Origin of the sequence: Burkholderia pyrrocinia (assembly GCF_018417535.1) — a bacterium.
Taxonomy (GTDB): domain Bacteria; phylum Pseudomonadota; class Gammaproteobacteria; order Burkholderiales; family Burkholderiaceae; genus Burkholderia; species Burkholderia pyrrocinia_E.
This window is the reverse complement of sequence record NZ_CP070978.1, coordinates 39,946-53,427: the sequence shown is the minus strand read 5'-3', so window position 1 is coordinate 53,427 and position 13,482 is coordinate 39,946. Positions and strand designations below refer to the sequence as shown.

The window sequence follows — 13,482 nt, the reverse complement described above, 5'->3', positions numbered from 1 at the left end:
TCCGTCAGAACCCCAGCCTTACGTAGAAATCGAACCGCGGGCTGTACTGCCGCGTATAGACGCCCGCCTTCAACGGCCACCCGGCCTCGAAATCCGCGCTCGCATACTTCATGATCTGCAGCCGTGTGCCGACGCCGACGCTCATCAGGTTGAAGCGCGACGTCTGCTCCGGCAGCGGGCTCAGCAGCCACAGATGTGCCGCATCGAAAAACGCGTGGAAACGCCATTCGTTCACCCGACTGCCGACCGCGCCGCCGAGCCACTTCGACAGCGACGGGCTGCGCAGCTCCAGCGACGCGATCACGCCGCTGTCGGCCGTGTCTTCCGCCTGCATGTAGCCGCGCACGCTGTTCATCCCGCCCGCCGCGAACTGCTCGCTCGACACCAGCGGCGAGTTCGAGATCTGCGCGCTGACGTGCCCGTTGGCCTGCATGTCGTTCGCGAAACGCTGCGTGTGGTTGACGTCGAACTTGCCGTACACGAAATCGGGCGTCGCGTTGTAGCGCTTGTTGTCCCAGGCGCCCCAGTCGCTGCCGAGGCCGCGGATGTTCGTCGTCAGCGACGCCGAGAACGACGTCTGCGAGTTCTTCAGGTTGAGCTGGCCGTTGTACGAGAACGTCACCGGCACGTAGGTCAGCGGCGCCGTGGACGTCTGGCCCACCAGGCTCACGTTCTCGTCGTAATGCTTGCGGTCGATCTCGATGCTGACCGAATGCGCATACGTCTCCGTCGCCGGCAGCGCGTAGATCGCGGTGAAGCCGTAGGTCGTGCCCTTGCCGAGCACGTTCGTTCCGCCGACCGACGCGACGTTGCTGTCCGAGTGCACGACCGTTGCGAGGAAGCTCCAGCGCGAATCCTTGATCGGCGCGAGATACGAGAACGCGTAGACGCGCGCATCGTTCGGATGCTGCGGCGCGATCACATAGGTGCCGGAAATCACGTGGCCGAGCTGCCACAAATTCGAGTAACTGAGGCTCGCGCTCGTGCGCAGCGTCGACGTGCCGGGGCTGTTGTCGTTGTTCAGTTCGAGCGTGCCGCGCAGCGGGCTGTGATCGTCGACCTTCAGGTCGACGTCGACCGTCTGCGGCAGCGCGCCCGGCTTGAGCACCGGGATCACCTGCCGGTCCGCCGAGCGGTTCAGGTCGGTGAGCTGCTGCTGCGCCTGGTTGAAATCGGGCACCCGGCCTTCGGCCAGCGCGGGCACCGCATCGCGAATGTTTTGCGGCGAGTTGTACTTCGCACCGTCGACGCGCAGGCGACCGACCTTCGCCTCGGTCACCTGCAGCAGGATCACGCCGTTCTTTACCTGCTGCTGCGGCAACTCGACGACGACCGATTGATAACCACGCTCCTGATAAACCTTCTGCAATGCGTCGCGTGCCGCGTTCACGTCGGCGAGCGTCCGGCCCGGCCCTTCGAACGGATACACGGCCTTCTCGATCTCGATCGTCGGCAGCGTCGTGTTGCCGCGCACCACGAAGGCATTCACGTCGAACGTCTGCGGCGCCGACGGTGCCGTCTTCGCGGCCGGCGCGGCAGCTTCCTGCGCATGAATGCCCGGCGCGAGGCTCAGCCCTCCGACCAGCGCGGCGCCGGCCAGGCATCGGCAGTTCAGCCGCCATCGTTCGCGTGACTTGCGGTCTACTCTCGGCGGCATGCGCCATTCCCCTTTGTTGTTCCGGATCGCAGCGAAGCGCTCGGCACCCGTCGCCCGCCCCGCTATCAAATGCCTGTTTCACTTTGATGACGATTTATTCGTCATCCTTATCATGATCTGCGCAATGCTTTTTCCCAACTTCGATTCGAACTCAGCTGTAACGCACCTGCATCGGCCGCGTATCCGCCGGGCAACCGAACTGCGCGCACGCGAATCGCATCAGCGTATCGACGCACATCGCGATCGACGCCCGACTGGTGTCGATCATGAGATCGGCTTCCACCGGCGGCTCGTACGGCGACGAAACGCCCGTGAATTCCGGCAGCGCGCCGCACCGTGCCTTCGCATACAGCCCTTTGGGATCACGCACCTCGCAGCAGGCCAGCGGCGTGCTCACATACACTTCGCGAAATGCCGGCCCCACGATCGACCTCGCTTCGTCACGCATCGCCGCGAGCGGCGAAATGACCGCGACGATCGCGAGCCCGCCGGATTCGCTCGACAGCGCCGCGACTTCGGCAATGCGCCGCACGTTCTCGAAGCGGTCGTGCACCGTAAAGCCGAGATCCCGATTCAGCCGCGCCCGCAACCGGTCGCCGTCGAGCACCACCGGCTGCACGCATCGTTCGCGCAGCCGCGCCGCCAGCGCGTCGGCCAGCGTCGTCTTGCCCGCGCCCGACAGCCCCGTGAGCCACATCACCCCGCCCGCCCGCTGCGGCGACGCGCCGCGCACCGCATGCGTCGCGTCTACCGATAAGGACGAAACGACGCCGGAAAACCCGCAACAATCGACGTTCATCACGCTCGCCCCCCAGCGTTCGCGGGCTCGTCGTCCTCGCGCGGACGCGTTTGCCAGAAGCCGCCCTGCATCGTCACGATCGACGGCGTCTCGGCCCATTGATGCGGGCTCAGGATTTCGGCACGCCGCACGTTCGGGAGCACCTGCACGTCGAAGATCTCGTCGACGCCATTGAAGAACTGAAGGATGCCGAGCACGTCGCCGCTGTTCGCGTCGAGCGCGGCGACTCCCGCGACCAGCACATCCGATTCGCCTTCGATCGGCAACCCCTGCGGGCCGCGCTTGTCGCGCAGCTTCGACAGTCCGACGAACAGCACGCCGCCGTATTCCGCGAGGCCGTGCGTAAAGCCCGGCAGCTTCGCGAGCACACGTCGTGCGCCCGACTGCGGATCGATCTGCAGGACGTGGCCGCGACCGCCTTCGAGCACGTGCAGGCGCCCGCCGATCACGCGCGGCGAATGCGGCATCGACAGCCCCGATGCGACGATCCTGCCGGACGGTACTTCCATCACGATGCCGCCGCCGGCCATCCCGCTGCGCCAGCCGAACGGCTCGTCGCTCATCCCGAGCGCGGTCACGAACCGCACCTTGCCGTCCGCAAACGCCATGCCGTTCAGGTGGCAGCGATCGTCGGGCACCGTCGCCGTCACGAACGGCGGCTGCCAGATCGGCGTGAAGTTGAAATAGCCGTCGATCACGCTGATGCATGAATAGCGCGTGTTGACCGCGAGCAGGACGTGCTTGTCGAACGCCATGTCGTGCAGGTCGAGATCGCCGGTGTAGTAGGACATGCGCGGCACGAACATCGCGTCGTAATGATCCGGACGGCCCGGATAGAGCGGCGCGAGCGTCGACACGTTGGCGAACACCATCAGCTCGTGCATCGTCGCGACCGCGAGCCGGTTGCCCGACACGGCCATTCCCATCGAGCGCGGCAACAGGCACGCGGACAGCGTGGGGACGCCGCCGTCGACGCCGATCACCGCCACGCCGGACGGCCGGCGGCTCACGGCCAGCGAGCACTTGAGCGCATCGAGCACCTGCAGGAAGCGCCCCGTGTCGCGCAGGTTGATGACCGGCGACAGCGCTTCCGCTTCCCGCGCCGATACGTCGTCCGGTGCCGCGCCGCTAGCGCCGGCCGGCCGGGTTTCCTCGAACTGTTCCACTGTCATGCACCTGTCGGCTTCATGCCGCCTGATGAGAAAAATGCGCGGATCCGCGTGCGCCCGCCCGCCGACACGACGCATGCGCATCGATCGCGAACGGGTGCCGCTTACGGCGCACCAAGACGCAGCTCCCACCTACCTAGACGGAACGAAGCGCGCATTGCCGCAATGTTTTTTTGCGTGACGTCGACCGATCTGCCGCCACGGGCAAACGGTCGACGCAAACAGCCTGCGTGTACCGCGACCGGTGCACCGGCATGCCGTGCGACCGACGAGGCGCGGACTGCAATGCGCGCGCAGCCAGCCCGGCGCGAAGCGCGCGAGACGCGGCGCATGACCTGGCGTGGCCCCCGTTTCGTGTGCGTGTCGTCGCCCGGCCGATATTCGGCTCTTCAGCGGCCCGTACTTGCGCACGGACACGCCGGCAAACGTGTCGCCGTCCTGCTGGCCATCGTGCGAAAACGCGACGCGCCAGCGTGCGGCCCGACAATCCTCCGGTTTCAACCGGGAAGTTTTCGTGACATTCCGCTGAAGATATTCACGAAACGCACGCGAAACCCGGCCCGGGACCTCCGGGACCGCACTGAGACCGCACCGAGATCGTTTACGTACCGCGGACTCGCGATGCGCCGCGCGGCAAACCGCCGGCACGCACGAAATCCTGCGGCTTGCGGTCGGCCGCTTCGTCCTAGCTATTGAGAACGGAAAACATCAACGACAGGACCCTCCATGTCATTCGCCACGATGCTCGTACGGTGGCTCGCCGGGCGCTTGTCCGGCGCCGTCGGCACGCCGGGCCGGCTGCTTCCGCCCGCCGCTCATGCAGCGCCGAATCCGCCGCTGCGCTGGCGCACGCCCTGGCTCGCGTGGCAGCTGCTGTCGTGGACCGTGCTGACGCTGCTTGCGCCGCCGATCTGGATGATCGGCACGCTGTTGCTGATCAATCCGTCGAGCGACCAGCCGCTGTTCTGGGCGCTCGCCATGACGATCGTCCCCGTAGCGAACGGGATCGCGATCGTCGCGGCGAACCAGCGGCATCACCGCACGCCGTTCACGCGACGCCCGGCGGTCGCGCTGCACATGTTCGGCGTCGCGATGGCCGTCGGCTGTACGCTGTTCGTGGTGCTGCTGTGGCGTTCGCACGCGATCGCCAGCCTCGTCGGCCCGCTTGCGGCCGACGGCATGCGTCCCGCGACGCTCGCGTGCTGGGTTGCGGGGCTCGCCGCGCTGTTCGGCATCACGTCATCTGCGCATGCGAGCATCGCGCATGCGTGGCTGGCGTTCGAGGCCTGAGCACGCCGCGCCGACACTGCGGGGGCACGCGGATGCATCGATACGGGACAGGAAGGGCCGCACACGCGCGACACGAACGCGGCATCGCGATCGTGACGGTGCTGCTCGTCGTCGCGCTGGCGGCCACGCTCGCTGCCAGCGTGCTGTGGCGCCAGCAGGTCGCGACGCGCGACGTCGAGAACCAGCGGCTCGCGACGCAGACGATGTGGGTCGAGCGCGCCGCGGTCGAATGGGCGCGCGCGACGCTGCGCGCGCAAAGCGCGACGTCGAACGTCACGTTCGTCGGCCAGCCGTGGTCGTTGCCGGTTGCCGACGTGCAGCTCTCGGACCTGCTGCCGTCCGACGCGCTGGCGGTCAACGCCGAGCTGTCGCGCGCATGGATCTCGGGCAGCGTCGAGGACGCGCAGGCGCGCTTCAACCTGATGAACCTCGTGTCGCGCGTCGCGCCCGGCAAGCCGTGGCAGTCCAACGGCGAAGGCGTGCTGGCGTACCGGCGGCTGCTCGGCCAGCTATCGCTCGAACCCGCGCTCGCGCAGCAGACGGCCGACTACATGCTGCGCTCCCTGCGCGACGCGAACGGCCCCGGCGGCTGGCCGCTGCAGCTCGTGTCGGTCGACGATCTCGCGCGCATCCCCGGCTACGACGCGCACGCGATCGAAACGCTCGCGCCGTTCGTGACGATCCTGCCCGACCTGACGGTCGTCAATGCAAACACTGCGGCCGAGCCCGTGCTCGTCGCCGCGATTCCGACGCTGTCGCCCAGCCAGGCAAAGCGGCTCGTCGACCGGCGCGCCACCGCGTATTTCGTCAGCACCGGCGACATCGCCGAATACCTGCTGCCCGCGCAGGGCGGCAACCCGACGCTGCCGGACGGCTCGGCCGTCGGCGTGACCAGCGGTTATTTCATCGTGCACTGCCGCGTGCATTCGGCGCGTATCAACGCGCGCATCGACACGCTGATCGCGCGCTACGGCAGCGGCAATTTCGCGTGGACGTCGGTCATCTGGGTGCGTCGGCTCGCGAGTTGAAGCCGGAGGGGTGTGCATCCGCGTGGCTAGTCGCGCGGCGGGCCGACAACACGCAGTCGGCGGCCCGTCTTCCGCAGCCATGCCCGCTAGTTCAGCGACGATTCGCTCAACGCGACCGGGCGCACGCCCTGCGACGCCGCCGCATCGAACGACAGCCGCGTGAGGCTCGTCTCGCGCACTTCGCCGAGCAGCCGGTTCCAGTCGTCGATCGACACGAGCAGCGCGATCGGCCGGTTGTATTTCGTGACCATCACGAGCGCCTCGCCCGCGTGCCGCAGCGCCTTCGACGGATTGCTGCTGAAGTCGCGCGTCGCCATCGCGATCGTGCGCAGGCTGAACACATTCGCGGCCGGATCGTCGCCGTCGTCGTGCATCAGGCGCTCGAGCGTCGCCGCGCGCAGCAGCGCCTGCGACTTCGTGGACAGCCGGTTGTCGCGACGCCGGCGCCGCTCGCTGCGCGGATCGACATGCACGGCGAGCATGCGCACGATCTGGCCAAGCGTCGTCGCGGGCAACTGGTCGTAACGCTCCCACCACTCGGGCGGCAGCGCGATCATCATCCCCGCATAGGTGGCCGTCACGCCGTCGGCGATCAGCGACGGCAGGCGGTCGACGTCGCGCGCGTCGAGCGCGAGCGCACCGCCGACGACGCGCGTCATCACGCTGAACGCGTTGTACGCGAACGCCGCGATCCCGCTCGCCAGCAGCGCCGCGCGCGCAGGCACGCCGCCGAACGGTGCGCCGCCCGTCACGGGCTCGAGCGACAGCGGCAACGCATCGCGCCAGCGCCGGCAGGACAGTTGCACGACCTGCGGCGCGCCGAACCGCTCGGCCGGCAGATCGGTCAGCAACGTGACGATTGCGCCGGTTTCGCCGTGCGCCGCGGCGCGGCGCCATTCGATCCGCCGAAACGCGGCCGACACCCCGCCATCGCCGGCCATGCCGACAGACTGTTCGTACACGCGACCGTCGCCGAGCCCGCCGGCTTCCCGCCAGTCGCCAAGCGGCCGGCACGCGGCCGAACGACCGTATTCGCGCACGACGAACGCGCCGCCGCGGCGCGGCCAGCCGGACAGGATCGCGTCCGTATCGAAGCGCCCGTCGACGATCCACAGCTCGCCCGGCCTGACCGTTTCGAGCAGCGCGCCGACGAATGCGCGCTCATGCGAGCGGCCGCGCTCGTAAGGCAGCAGGTCGACGATCATCCCGAGATCCGGATCGTAGACCGGCAGGACGCGCGGTCCGCCCGCGGCGGCATCGCGCGCGGGGTCGTCGCACGCACGTCCGCAGCCGCAACCGTCGGCCCGGGGCGCGCATGCATCGCCGGCACCGTCCAGCACGCGCAGCCGCATCCCGTCGACTGCGCGCGCGCCGTCGACGGTGCGCACCGACGCGACGGGCAGCAGCAGTTCGACGCTGTCCTTCGCCAGCGCGCGCCCCCAGCCGGACCGCCACCGGCTCATGCGGTCGTGCAGCGCCGCCACCGCAGCGCCCAACCCCGGCGCAGCCGCACCGGCTGCATCCGGCATCCGCTGCCAGGCGGCAAGCGCCGCGATCGCGCCGACGGCGAGTGCGAACAGCGCCTCGCGGGTCGACTCGCCGTCGGGCTCGCCACCCGCGTCCGCCGCGGCACCGATCCAGTCGTCGTGCAGTGCGCATTGCAGCACGAGCCGCGTCATGATCGTCATCGGGCTCTGCTCGACAAAGCGTTCCACGATCGTGCGCATCATCGGGTTACCCCTCACAGTCTGGTTGAATGCGCGGGCCGCCGCAGCGGCATGCGCACGCGTGCGCCGCGATGCGATCGCACTTGACGGAGCGCTTTCGGCGCCGCAGCATCGTGGGCGACCGGATCCGCCCGACGACGCACCGTCGCGGCGGTCCGCCCGCAATCGATGCACGAGGCACCGGCATGTACGTAGATCCACGCGTGGCGCACGGCCGCGCCCGGTTCGACCTGAGCGGCTCGCCGCGGCTCGTCGCCGATGAGCGCCGCTGGGAAATCAGCGACGTCGTCACGCGCGGCATCGACGATTTCACGGGCGTGCGCAACCGCCGCAACCTGATGCGGCTGCTCGAACGCCAGATCGCGCCGAAGCTTGCGCGCCTCGGGCTCGCACCGTACGTCGGCGCGCTCGGTCATGCCGAAGGGCTGTTCGTCAACTTCTCGACGATGAGCGCCGAGCACGGCCTGCGCGAATTCCAGCTTCAATTGACGGTGCCCGACCTCGTACTGCGCAGCTTCGCGTCGAACGCGATCCGGCCGCACGCGGTCGCGCGCTGCATGCAGCGCAACGGCGTGATGTCGCTGGCGGAAATCGAGCATGAAACGCGCGTTGCGTTCGTCGCGGCGCGCGTGATGCGCTCGCTCGCACTCGCGGAAGGCTGGCAGCAGATCGGCGTGCCGACGCCCCACGGGCTGTTCGTCGGCACGCTCACCGACGCGCACGACGTCGCGATGAACACCTATTTCCGGCCCGGCGACAACGACCGGCCGTCGCGCTGGAGCGGCTTCTCGGCCCTCTTCTCGACGATGCCGGACTGGCGCCCGGAACAGGTCCGGCACGGCGGCGAACTGCTGCAATGGATGGTCAACCATATCGTGGCCCTGCAAGAATCCGCACCGTTCGTCGAACGCTTTCCCTTTCTGCGCGAGCCGCTGCGCGACGCCGGCGATCCGCTCGACGCCGCATGGAGCGGCGCACGTGCCGGCCTGCAGCAGGGGGCGCCATCCTGAATCGTGAATCCGGGCTTCCGTGGTCCGGTCGGCAGGATCTCGCCGCACGCCGTCCCCTGCATGAACGGCGATCCGGGGGCCGATCCCGGCCCCCGGTCCCGCTCTACAGCCCCAGCTCTACAGCCCCCGCTCTACAGCCCCTCTTCACGGCCCCCTCGCTCTCTCGTATACAAGGTCGAAGCGAGCCCGCGTAACCCGCAGACTTTCTTGCAACGCCCGTGCGCCGCGGCGTGAACGCGATTCCGGCGCGTGCAAATGCGCACCGCGCCGCTCGCCGCGTCAATGCGTGCGCGTCGACCCGCCCGGCTCACCCGGCTCCTGGCGGCCGACCGTCTCCAGCACGGCCCACATCCAGATCAGTTCGCGGACCGTGCGCGCATGCTCGTCGCTCTGCGCGCGCCAGCGCCCGAAAGCGTCGAGTTCGTGTTCCGTCGTATCGCCGGCGCGCAACCACAGCAGCCAGCGCACCGCGCCCTCGCGGATCGCGTCGGCGCGCGTGTTCGCGTCGCCGGAATCCGCATCCCGTTGCGATTCGTTCATGATCACGCCACCGCCCGAAGCTCCATCGACACATCCCCCGCACCGCGCATCGCATCGCATCGCTGCGCGGCCGGGGCGCTTGCCACCCACGCCTCGGGTCCGACGACGCCCCGCCGGGCCGCCACGAAAGGCAGCCTGGCGTTTGCCGGCCCTCATTGATCAGGTCGTATCGGACGGCCGTAACCCGCAGCGCGCGGACAGCCGAAAAGGAGGCGAATGAATCGCCCGTGGCAGGAAGACGGGGAAGTAAAACGCCGGAAGCCGGTCAGCTCAGCAGCACGATATTGCCGGGCAAACGCGTGATGTGCGCGCCATACAGGCGCCCGACCATGTCGATCACGTCGTCGAGCCGCGTGATCGGGAACTGCGCCTGCATCCGGTTCGCACCGAGCGACGCGCGGCGCAGGATCACCCTGCCGCGCCGGTAGCGGTTGATCTCGTCGACGACATCCGCGAGCGGCACGCCGTTGAACACCAGCATGCCGCGCCGCCATGCGCTGACCGCGCCCGGATCGATCCGCGACACCGGCTGCACGCCGCGATCGTCGTAGACCACCTGATCGTCGGCCGTCAGCGTGCGCGCGCCGCGCGGATGCTCGAGCGCGACCGTGCCCGACAGGCAGGTCACGCAGACCTGCGAGCCCGTGCGCCGCACATTGAAACGCGCGACGGTCGCCTGCATGCGACCGCCGCCCGCGACCACGGTGACGGGCTGGATCGGCGTCGCGCGGCCCGCCGGCGGCACGGCCGCGTCGATTTCCGCTTCGCCCGCGACGACTTCGACGCCGTGCGCGGCATCGCTCGCCGGCAGCACGTCGACGCGCGTCTGCGTATTCAGCTCGACCGTCACGCGCGACGACAGCGCGATGCTGCGCTGCTCGCCCGTGCCGGTGTGGTAATCGGCCGCGAGATCGCCGAGCGAAGGCCACAATTCCATCGGCGGGCGCAACGCGAGCCACGACGCGCCGGCCGCGACCGCGAAGCCGATGAACGCGCGCCGCCCGGTGCGCATCGTGCGCTCGCGCTTCGCAACGTTTGCCCAGGCAGCGGCCGTGCGTTCCTCGTGCGCGAGTTCGGTCGCGGCCGTGCGCAGCGAACTCCAGGTGTCGCGCAGCAGATCGGCGGCCTGCGGACGATCGGCGCACCAGCGCTCGAACGCGTCGGCTTCGGCCTGGCTCGCGTCCCCCGAGCGCAGACGCAGCAGCCACGCACTCGCTTCGTCGAGTTCGTCGTGGGCAGGTTCGGCCTGGGCTTTCGTCATCGTCCGGATACTCAAAATTTGCGCGGGCCGCCTCGCGAACCCGTGTACGAATCACCGTCTTCTTCCTGCATGCGTTGCAGGCAGTACTTCATCGCCGCGCTCAGCTCGCTTTCGACGAGCCGCAGCGAAATACCGAAATGCTCGGCGATCTCGCGATTCAGCAGGCCGTCCACGCGGGCGGCCAGCAGGATCGCGCGGCGCCGCGGCGGCAGGCCGCGCAGCACGTCCTTCAGTGTATCGACCTTGCGGCGCGCCGCGACGATGCGCTCGGGATCGGCCAGTTCGTCGGGCATCTCGAGCAGCGTCTCGACGTCGTCGTCGTGCAGATGGCGCCGTTCGCGGCGATGCTGGTCGATCGCGACATTGTTCGCCATCCCGAGGATATAGGCGTCTGCATTCGTCACCTGCGTGGAAACGTTCGCGTTCTCGAGGCGCAGCCAGGTTTCGTGCAGTGCATCGGCGGCGCCGTCCTTCGACCCCGTCACGCGTTCGAGGCGCCTGACCAGGTACGCGTAGCGCGACGCCAGCAGTTTCCTGAGCCCGGTGCGGTTGCTGTCGGTCATCGCGGCCTAGCCCCGAACGGCCGGCTGCGGCGCCGGACAGCGGAAATGCACGCCATTGCCGGCCGGCCGCAACAGGATCGTGACCGGCTGCGGCAGATCCGCCGGCGGCCCATCGTCCAGCTTCAGCGCGCGCAGCGCGCGCATCACCGCCGCGTCGCGGGCGGCCGAACCGCTCGATGCCACCATGTTGACCGCCACCACCGCCCCCCTGTTGTCGATGCGCACCTGCGCGACGAGTCGATAGCTGCCCGGCACTGCCGCCGGCTGCGCGCACAGCGCATCGATCAGATGCGCCTGCAGCAGGCCCGCGAACGCGCGCCGCTCGCCGGAATCGCCGATCCCGTCGATCGGCAAGGCCGCATCCGCCGGCGTGTCGGCCGTCGCGGGCGCCATCTCGGCGGCCGGCTGCGCGACGATGATCGCTTCGTCCGGACGCGAGAATTCCGCTCGCAACCCCGTTCCGGCCAGCATCCGCTCGAGCGCGTCGCGCGGCGCGAATTCGCCCTGGACCGGCGCACTCGTGCGCCCGTCGAGCAGCGGCGCCGGCGCCAGCACGATCAGTTCGGTGAGCCGCGCGAAGTCCTGCAAGGTCTTCGCGAGCGGCTGCGCGGGCAGATCGAACTGCACCACGCTGCCCGGCTGGCGACCGATGGAGCCGGCCTCCTGCGCCTGTACGCCGCGCATGCACAGCACGACGAACGCGAGCCACGCGACGAGCGCCAGGACACCGGTCGGCGCCCGTGAACGAGTCATGAATCCCTGGACGGAAGTGGAGTTGCACGTTGCATGCCGGAATGCGCACCCCCGTGAGCGGTTCCGTCGCAAGCGAACGACAGATTGTGGGCGGGCACTATGACAGTCAGGTGAACCGTGCAGCCACGCGAATCAATTCGACGCACCACTTTCGAGCGTCACGCGCTTACGGGTCCCGCATGCGATTCATGGCCGGCGCACGACGAAGTTGCCGATGCCCGTACCGACGACGGCCATCCGCACATCACCGGCCCACAGCGTGATCGTCACCGGCACGTCGATGCTTTCGCTGCCGAGCACGATCCGCGACGGCGCTTCGCCGCCGCCCGTATAACGCACCGACACGCCCGTGACTTCGGTGCCCCAGCGGCGCGCGCGATACAGGTCGTCGGTCATCGGCGCCCAGGTGCCGCTTTCCGTGCGCTGCACGAACCGGTAGCCGCCGCCCACCGGCTGCCACGCAATCGGCATCGACCGCACCTGCGCTTCGTCGCCTGCCGATTCGAGCAGGTTCGCGAGCCGCTGCGCTTCCTCGGCCAGATCCGTGCGGCGATTGCGCGACGGCGCGAGCGTCACGACCGCGACCAGCAGCCCGACGATCAACAGCACGACGAGCATTTCCAGCAGCGTGAAGCCGGCGTGGCGACTTCGACGCAATCGCTGCCGTGCTTTCATGCGCGTCATGCGCGCGCCGTTACTGCCACGAACCGATGTCCGCATCGTTCCCCTCGCCGCCCGGCTTGCCGTCCGCGCCGTAGCTGAACACGTCGATCGCGCCGTGCGCGCCCGGATTCAGGTATTGATACGCGTTGCCCCACGAATCTTTCGGCAACCGTTCCAGATAACCGCCGTCCTTCCAGTTGTTCGGCACCGGGTCGACCGCCGGCTTCTGCACCAGCGCGATCAGCCCCTGCTCCTGCGACGGATAGCGGCCGTTGTCGAGGCGATACAGGTTCAGCGACTGCATCATCGTGCCGATGTCCTGCTTCGCGGCGATGCGGCGCGCTTCGTCCGGCCGGCTCATGATCTTCGGCACGATCAGCGCGGCAAGAATCCCGAGGATCGCGACGACCACCATGATCTCGATCAGCGTGAAGCCGCGTTGCGTGCGGCGGCGTGCGTTTTCATGCGGCTCGCCTGCGCGCGACGTTCGGGTTTCGTCGTGGCCCGTCATCATGCATTCACCCTTTCATCAAAGAATGGAAATCGTCTTTCGTCCATCGCACCGACCTGTCGCCATGAAACCGTTCGCCCTGCTCCGCTTCGTTCCGTCCCGCGCCGATCTCCTGCCGCTTGTCGCGACACTCGCTTCCGGCGCGGCGCTCGTCGCCGTCTCGCTGTGGGCCGTGCGTTTGCTGAGCGTGTCCGATGCGCCGGCACCTTCGCCTGTCGCACCGCCCGCGCCGTTCGACGTCACCGCGAGCGCGCAGCTCTTCGGCGCAAAACCGGACAACGGCCGCGATGCGATCCAGTTGCTCGGCGTACTCGCGTTCGATGCGCGCCGCGCGGCCGCGATCGTCAGCATCGGCGGCGACGCGTCGCGCGTCGTGTCGCTCGGCGCGGCGATCGGCGAAGCCGCGAAGCTGGCCGAAGTTCGCGCGCGCTCGATCGTCGTCGATCGCAACGGCCTGCAGCGCGAGATCGCACTGCCTGCCGCGGAGAAGGCGAACGCGTTCGTGCGCTGA

At 68.8% G+C, this 13,482-nt stretch carries 14 protein-coding genes; 4 read left to right on the top strand and 10 right to left on the bottom strand.

The features are described 5' to 3' along the window. Positions 1–4: 4 nt before the first annotated feature. From JYG32_RS18365 to JYG32_RS18355, 3 genes are all read right to left on the bottom strand, one after another. A complete protein-coding gene (locus JYG32_RS18365; protein WP_249744812.1) occupies positions 5–1,657 on the bottom strand; it encodes a ShlB/FhaC/HecB family hemolysin secretion/activation protein in 1,653 nt (550 codons plus the stop codon). Positions 1,658–1,808: 151 nt separating this feature from the next. Continuing rightward, the gene (gene cysC, locus JYG32_RS18360; RefSeq protein ID WP_249744811.1) at positions 1,809–2,456 is read right to left on the bottom strand and encodes an adenylyl-sulfate kinase; all 648 of its coding nucleotides are present in this window, start codon (positions 2,454–2,456) and stop codon (positions 1,809–1,811) included. Continuing rightward, positions 2,456–3,628, bottom strand: a complete 1,173-nt coding sequence (locus JYG32_RS18355) for a TIGR03032 family protein (RefSeq protein WP_213266449.1) — start codon at positions 3,626–3,628, stop codon at positions 2,456–2,458. Before JYG32_RS18355 ends, cysC begins: the two co-directional genes overlap by 1 nt. Before the next feature lie 723 nt (positions 3,629–4,351). Here JYG32_RS18355 and JYG32_RS18350 point away from each other — a divergent pair. Together JYG32_RS18350 and gspK are read left to right on the top strand one after the other, a co-directional pair. Next, a complete protein-coding gene (locus tag JYG32_RS18350) occupies positions 4,352–4,915 on the top strand; it encodes a hypothetical protein (RefSeq protein ID WP_213266448.1) in 564 nt (187 codons plus the stop codon). A gap of 32 nt (positions 4,916–4,947) precedes the next feature. Further along, positions 4,948–5,943, top strand: a complete 996-nt coding sequence (gspK, locus tag JYG32_RS18345) for a type II secretion system minor pseudopilin GspK (RefSeq protein ID WP_213266447.1) — start codon at positions 4,948–4,950, stop codon at positions 5,941–5,943. 86 nt (positions 5,944–6,029) lie between these two features. On the opposite strand, the gene JYG32_RS18340 is transcribed toward gspK, so the two are convergent. Continuing rightward, positions 6,030–7,673, bottom strand: a complete 1,644-nt coding sequence (locus JYG32_RS18340; protein ID WP_213266446.1) for a type II toxin-antitoxin system Phd/YefM family antitoxin — start codon at positions 7,671–7,673, stop codon at positions 6,030–6,032. A 182-nt stretch (positions 7,674–7,855) separates the two neighbouring features. Between JYG32_RS18340 and JYG32_RS18335 the strand changes: the two genes are divergently transcribed. Further along, complete coding sequence (locus JYG32_RS18335; protein WP_213266445.1) at positions 7,856–8,680, top strand: hypothetical protein; 825 nt, start codon at positions 7,856–7,858, stop codon at positions 8,678–8,680. Positions 8,681–8,959: 279 nt separating this feature from the next. Here JYG32_RS18335 and JYG32_RS18330 read toward each other — a convergent pair whose 3' ends face one another. From JYG32_RS18330 to gspG, 6 genes are all read right to left on the bottom strand, one after another. Further along, positions 8,960–9,220, bottom strand: coding sequence for a FecR/PupR family sigma factor regulator (locus JYG32_RS18330; protein ID WP_213266444.1), 261 nt, complete (start codon positions 9,218–9,220; stop codon positions 8,960–8,962). A gap of 265 nt (positions 9,221–9,485) precedes the next feature. Further along, positions 9,486–10,481, bottom strand: a complete 996-nt coding sequence (locus JYG32_RS18325; protein WP_213266443.1) for a FecR family protein — start codon at positions 10,479–10,481, stop codon at positions 9,486–9,488. 11 nt (positions 10,482–10,492) lie between these two features. Then, a complete protein-coding gene (locus tag JYG32_RS18320) occupies positions 10,493–11,044 on the bottom strand; it encodes an RNA polymerase sigma factor (protein ID WP_174381743.1) in 552 nt (183 codons plus the stop codon). A 6-nt stretch (positions 11,045–11,050) separates the two neighbouring features. Further along, positions 11,051–11,797: a secretin and TonB N-terminal domain-containing protein gene (locus JYG32_RS18315; protein WP_213266442.1), complete on the bottom strand. Its 747-nt coding sequence runs from the start codon at positions 11,795–11,797 to the stop codon at positions 11,051–11,053. 186 nt (positions 11,798–11,983) lie between these two features. Next, entirely contained in the window at positions 11,984–12,481 is a 498-nt protein-coding gene (locus JYG32_RS18310) for a GspH/FimT family pseudopilin (protein WP_249744810.1), read from the bottom strand. Between the two features lie 10 nt (positions 12,482–12,491). Then, on the bottom strand, positions 12,492–12,971 hold the full coding sequence (gene gspG / locus JYG32_RS18305) for a type II secretion system major pseudopilin GspG (protein WP_213267413.1): 480 nt from the start codon (positions 12,969–12,971) through the stop codon (positions 12,492–12,494). 64 nt (positions 12,972–13,035) lie between these two features. Between gspG and JYG32_RS18300 the strand changes: the two genes are divergently transcribed. Next, the gene (locus tag JYG32_RS18300; RefSeq protein WP_213266441.1) at positions 13,036–13,482 is read left to right on the top strand and encodes a type II secretion system protein N; all 447 of its coding nucleotides are present in this window, start codon (positions 13,036–13,038) and stop codon (positions 13,480–13,482) included.

Coding starts and splice junctions, on each gene's coding strand:
- JYG32_RS18365 (WP_249744812.1), bottom strand. CDS start 1,657: ATGCCGCCGAGAGTAGACCGCAAGTCACGCGAACGATGGCGGCTGAAC.
- gspG (WP_213267413.1), bottom strand. CDS start 12,971: ATGACGGGCCACGACGAAACCCGAACGTCGCGCGCAGGCGAGCCGCAT.
- JYG32_RS18335 (WP_213266445.1), top strand. CDS start 7,856: ATGTACGTAGATCCACGCGTGGCGCACGGCCGCGCCCGGTTCGACCTG.
- cysC (WP_249744811.1), bottom strand. CDS start 2,456: ATGAACGTCGATTGTTGCGGGTTTTCCGGCGTCGTTTCGTCCTTATCG.
- JYG32_RS18355 (WP_213266449.1), bottom strand. CDS start 3,628: ATGACAGTGGAACAGTTCGAGGAAACCCGGCCGGCCGGCGCTAGCGGC.
- JYG32_RS18310 (WP_249744810.1), bottom strand. CDS start 12,481: ATGACGCGCATGAAAGCACGGCAGCGATTGCGTCGAAGTCGCCACGCC.
- JYG32_RS18320 (WP_174381743.1), bottom strand. CDS start 11,044: ATGACCGACAGCAACCGCACCGGGCTCAGGAAACTGCTGGCGTCGCGC.
- JYG32_RS18330 (WP_213266444.1), bottom strand. CDS start 9,220: ATGAACGAATCGCAACGGGATGCGGATTCCGGCGACGCGAACACGCGC.
- JYG32_RS18350 (WP_213266448.1), top strand. CDS start 4,352: ATGTCATTCGCCACGATGCTCGTACGGTGGCTCGCCGGGCGCTTGTCC.
- gspK (WP_213266447.1), top strand. CDS start 4,948: ATGCATCGATACGGGACAGGAAGGGCCGCACACGCGCGACACGAACGC.
- JYG32_RS18300 (WP_213266441.1), top strand. CDS start 13,036: ATGAAACCGTTCGCCCTGCTCCGCTTCGTTCCGTCCCGCGCCGATCTC.
- JYG32_RS18325 (WP_213266443.1), bottom strand. CDS start 10,481: ATGACGAAAGCCCAGGCCGAACCTGCCCACGACGAACTCGACGAAGCG.
- JYG32_RS18340 (WP_213266446.1), bottom strand. CDS start 7,673: ATGATGCGCACGATCGTGGAACGCTTTGTCGAGCAGAGCCCGATGACG.
- JYG32_RS18315 (WP_213266442.1), bottom strand. CDS start 11,797: ATGACTCGTTCACGGGCGCCGACCGGTGTCCTGGCGCTCGTCGCGTGG.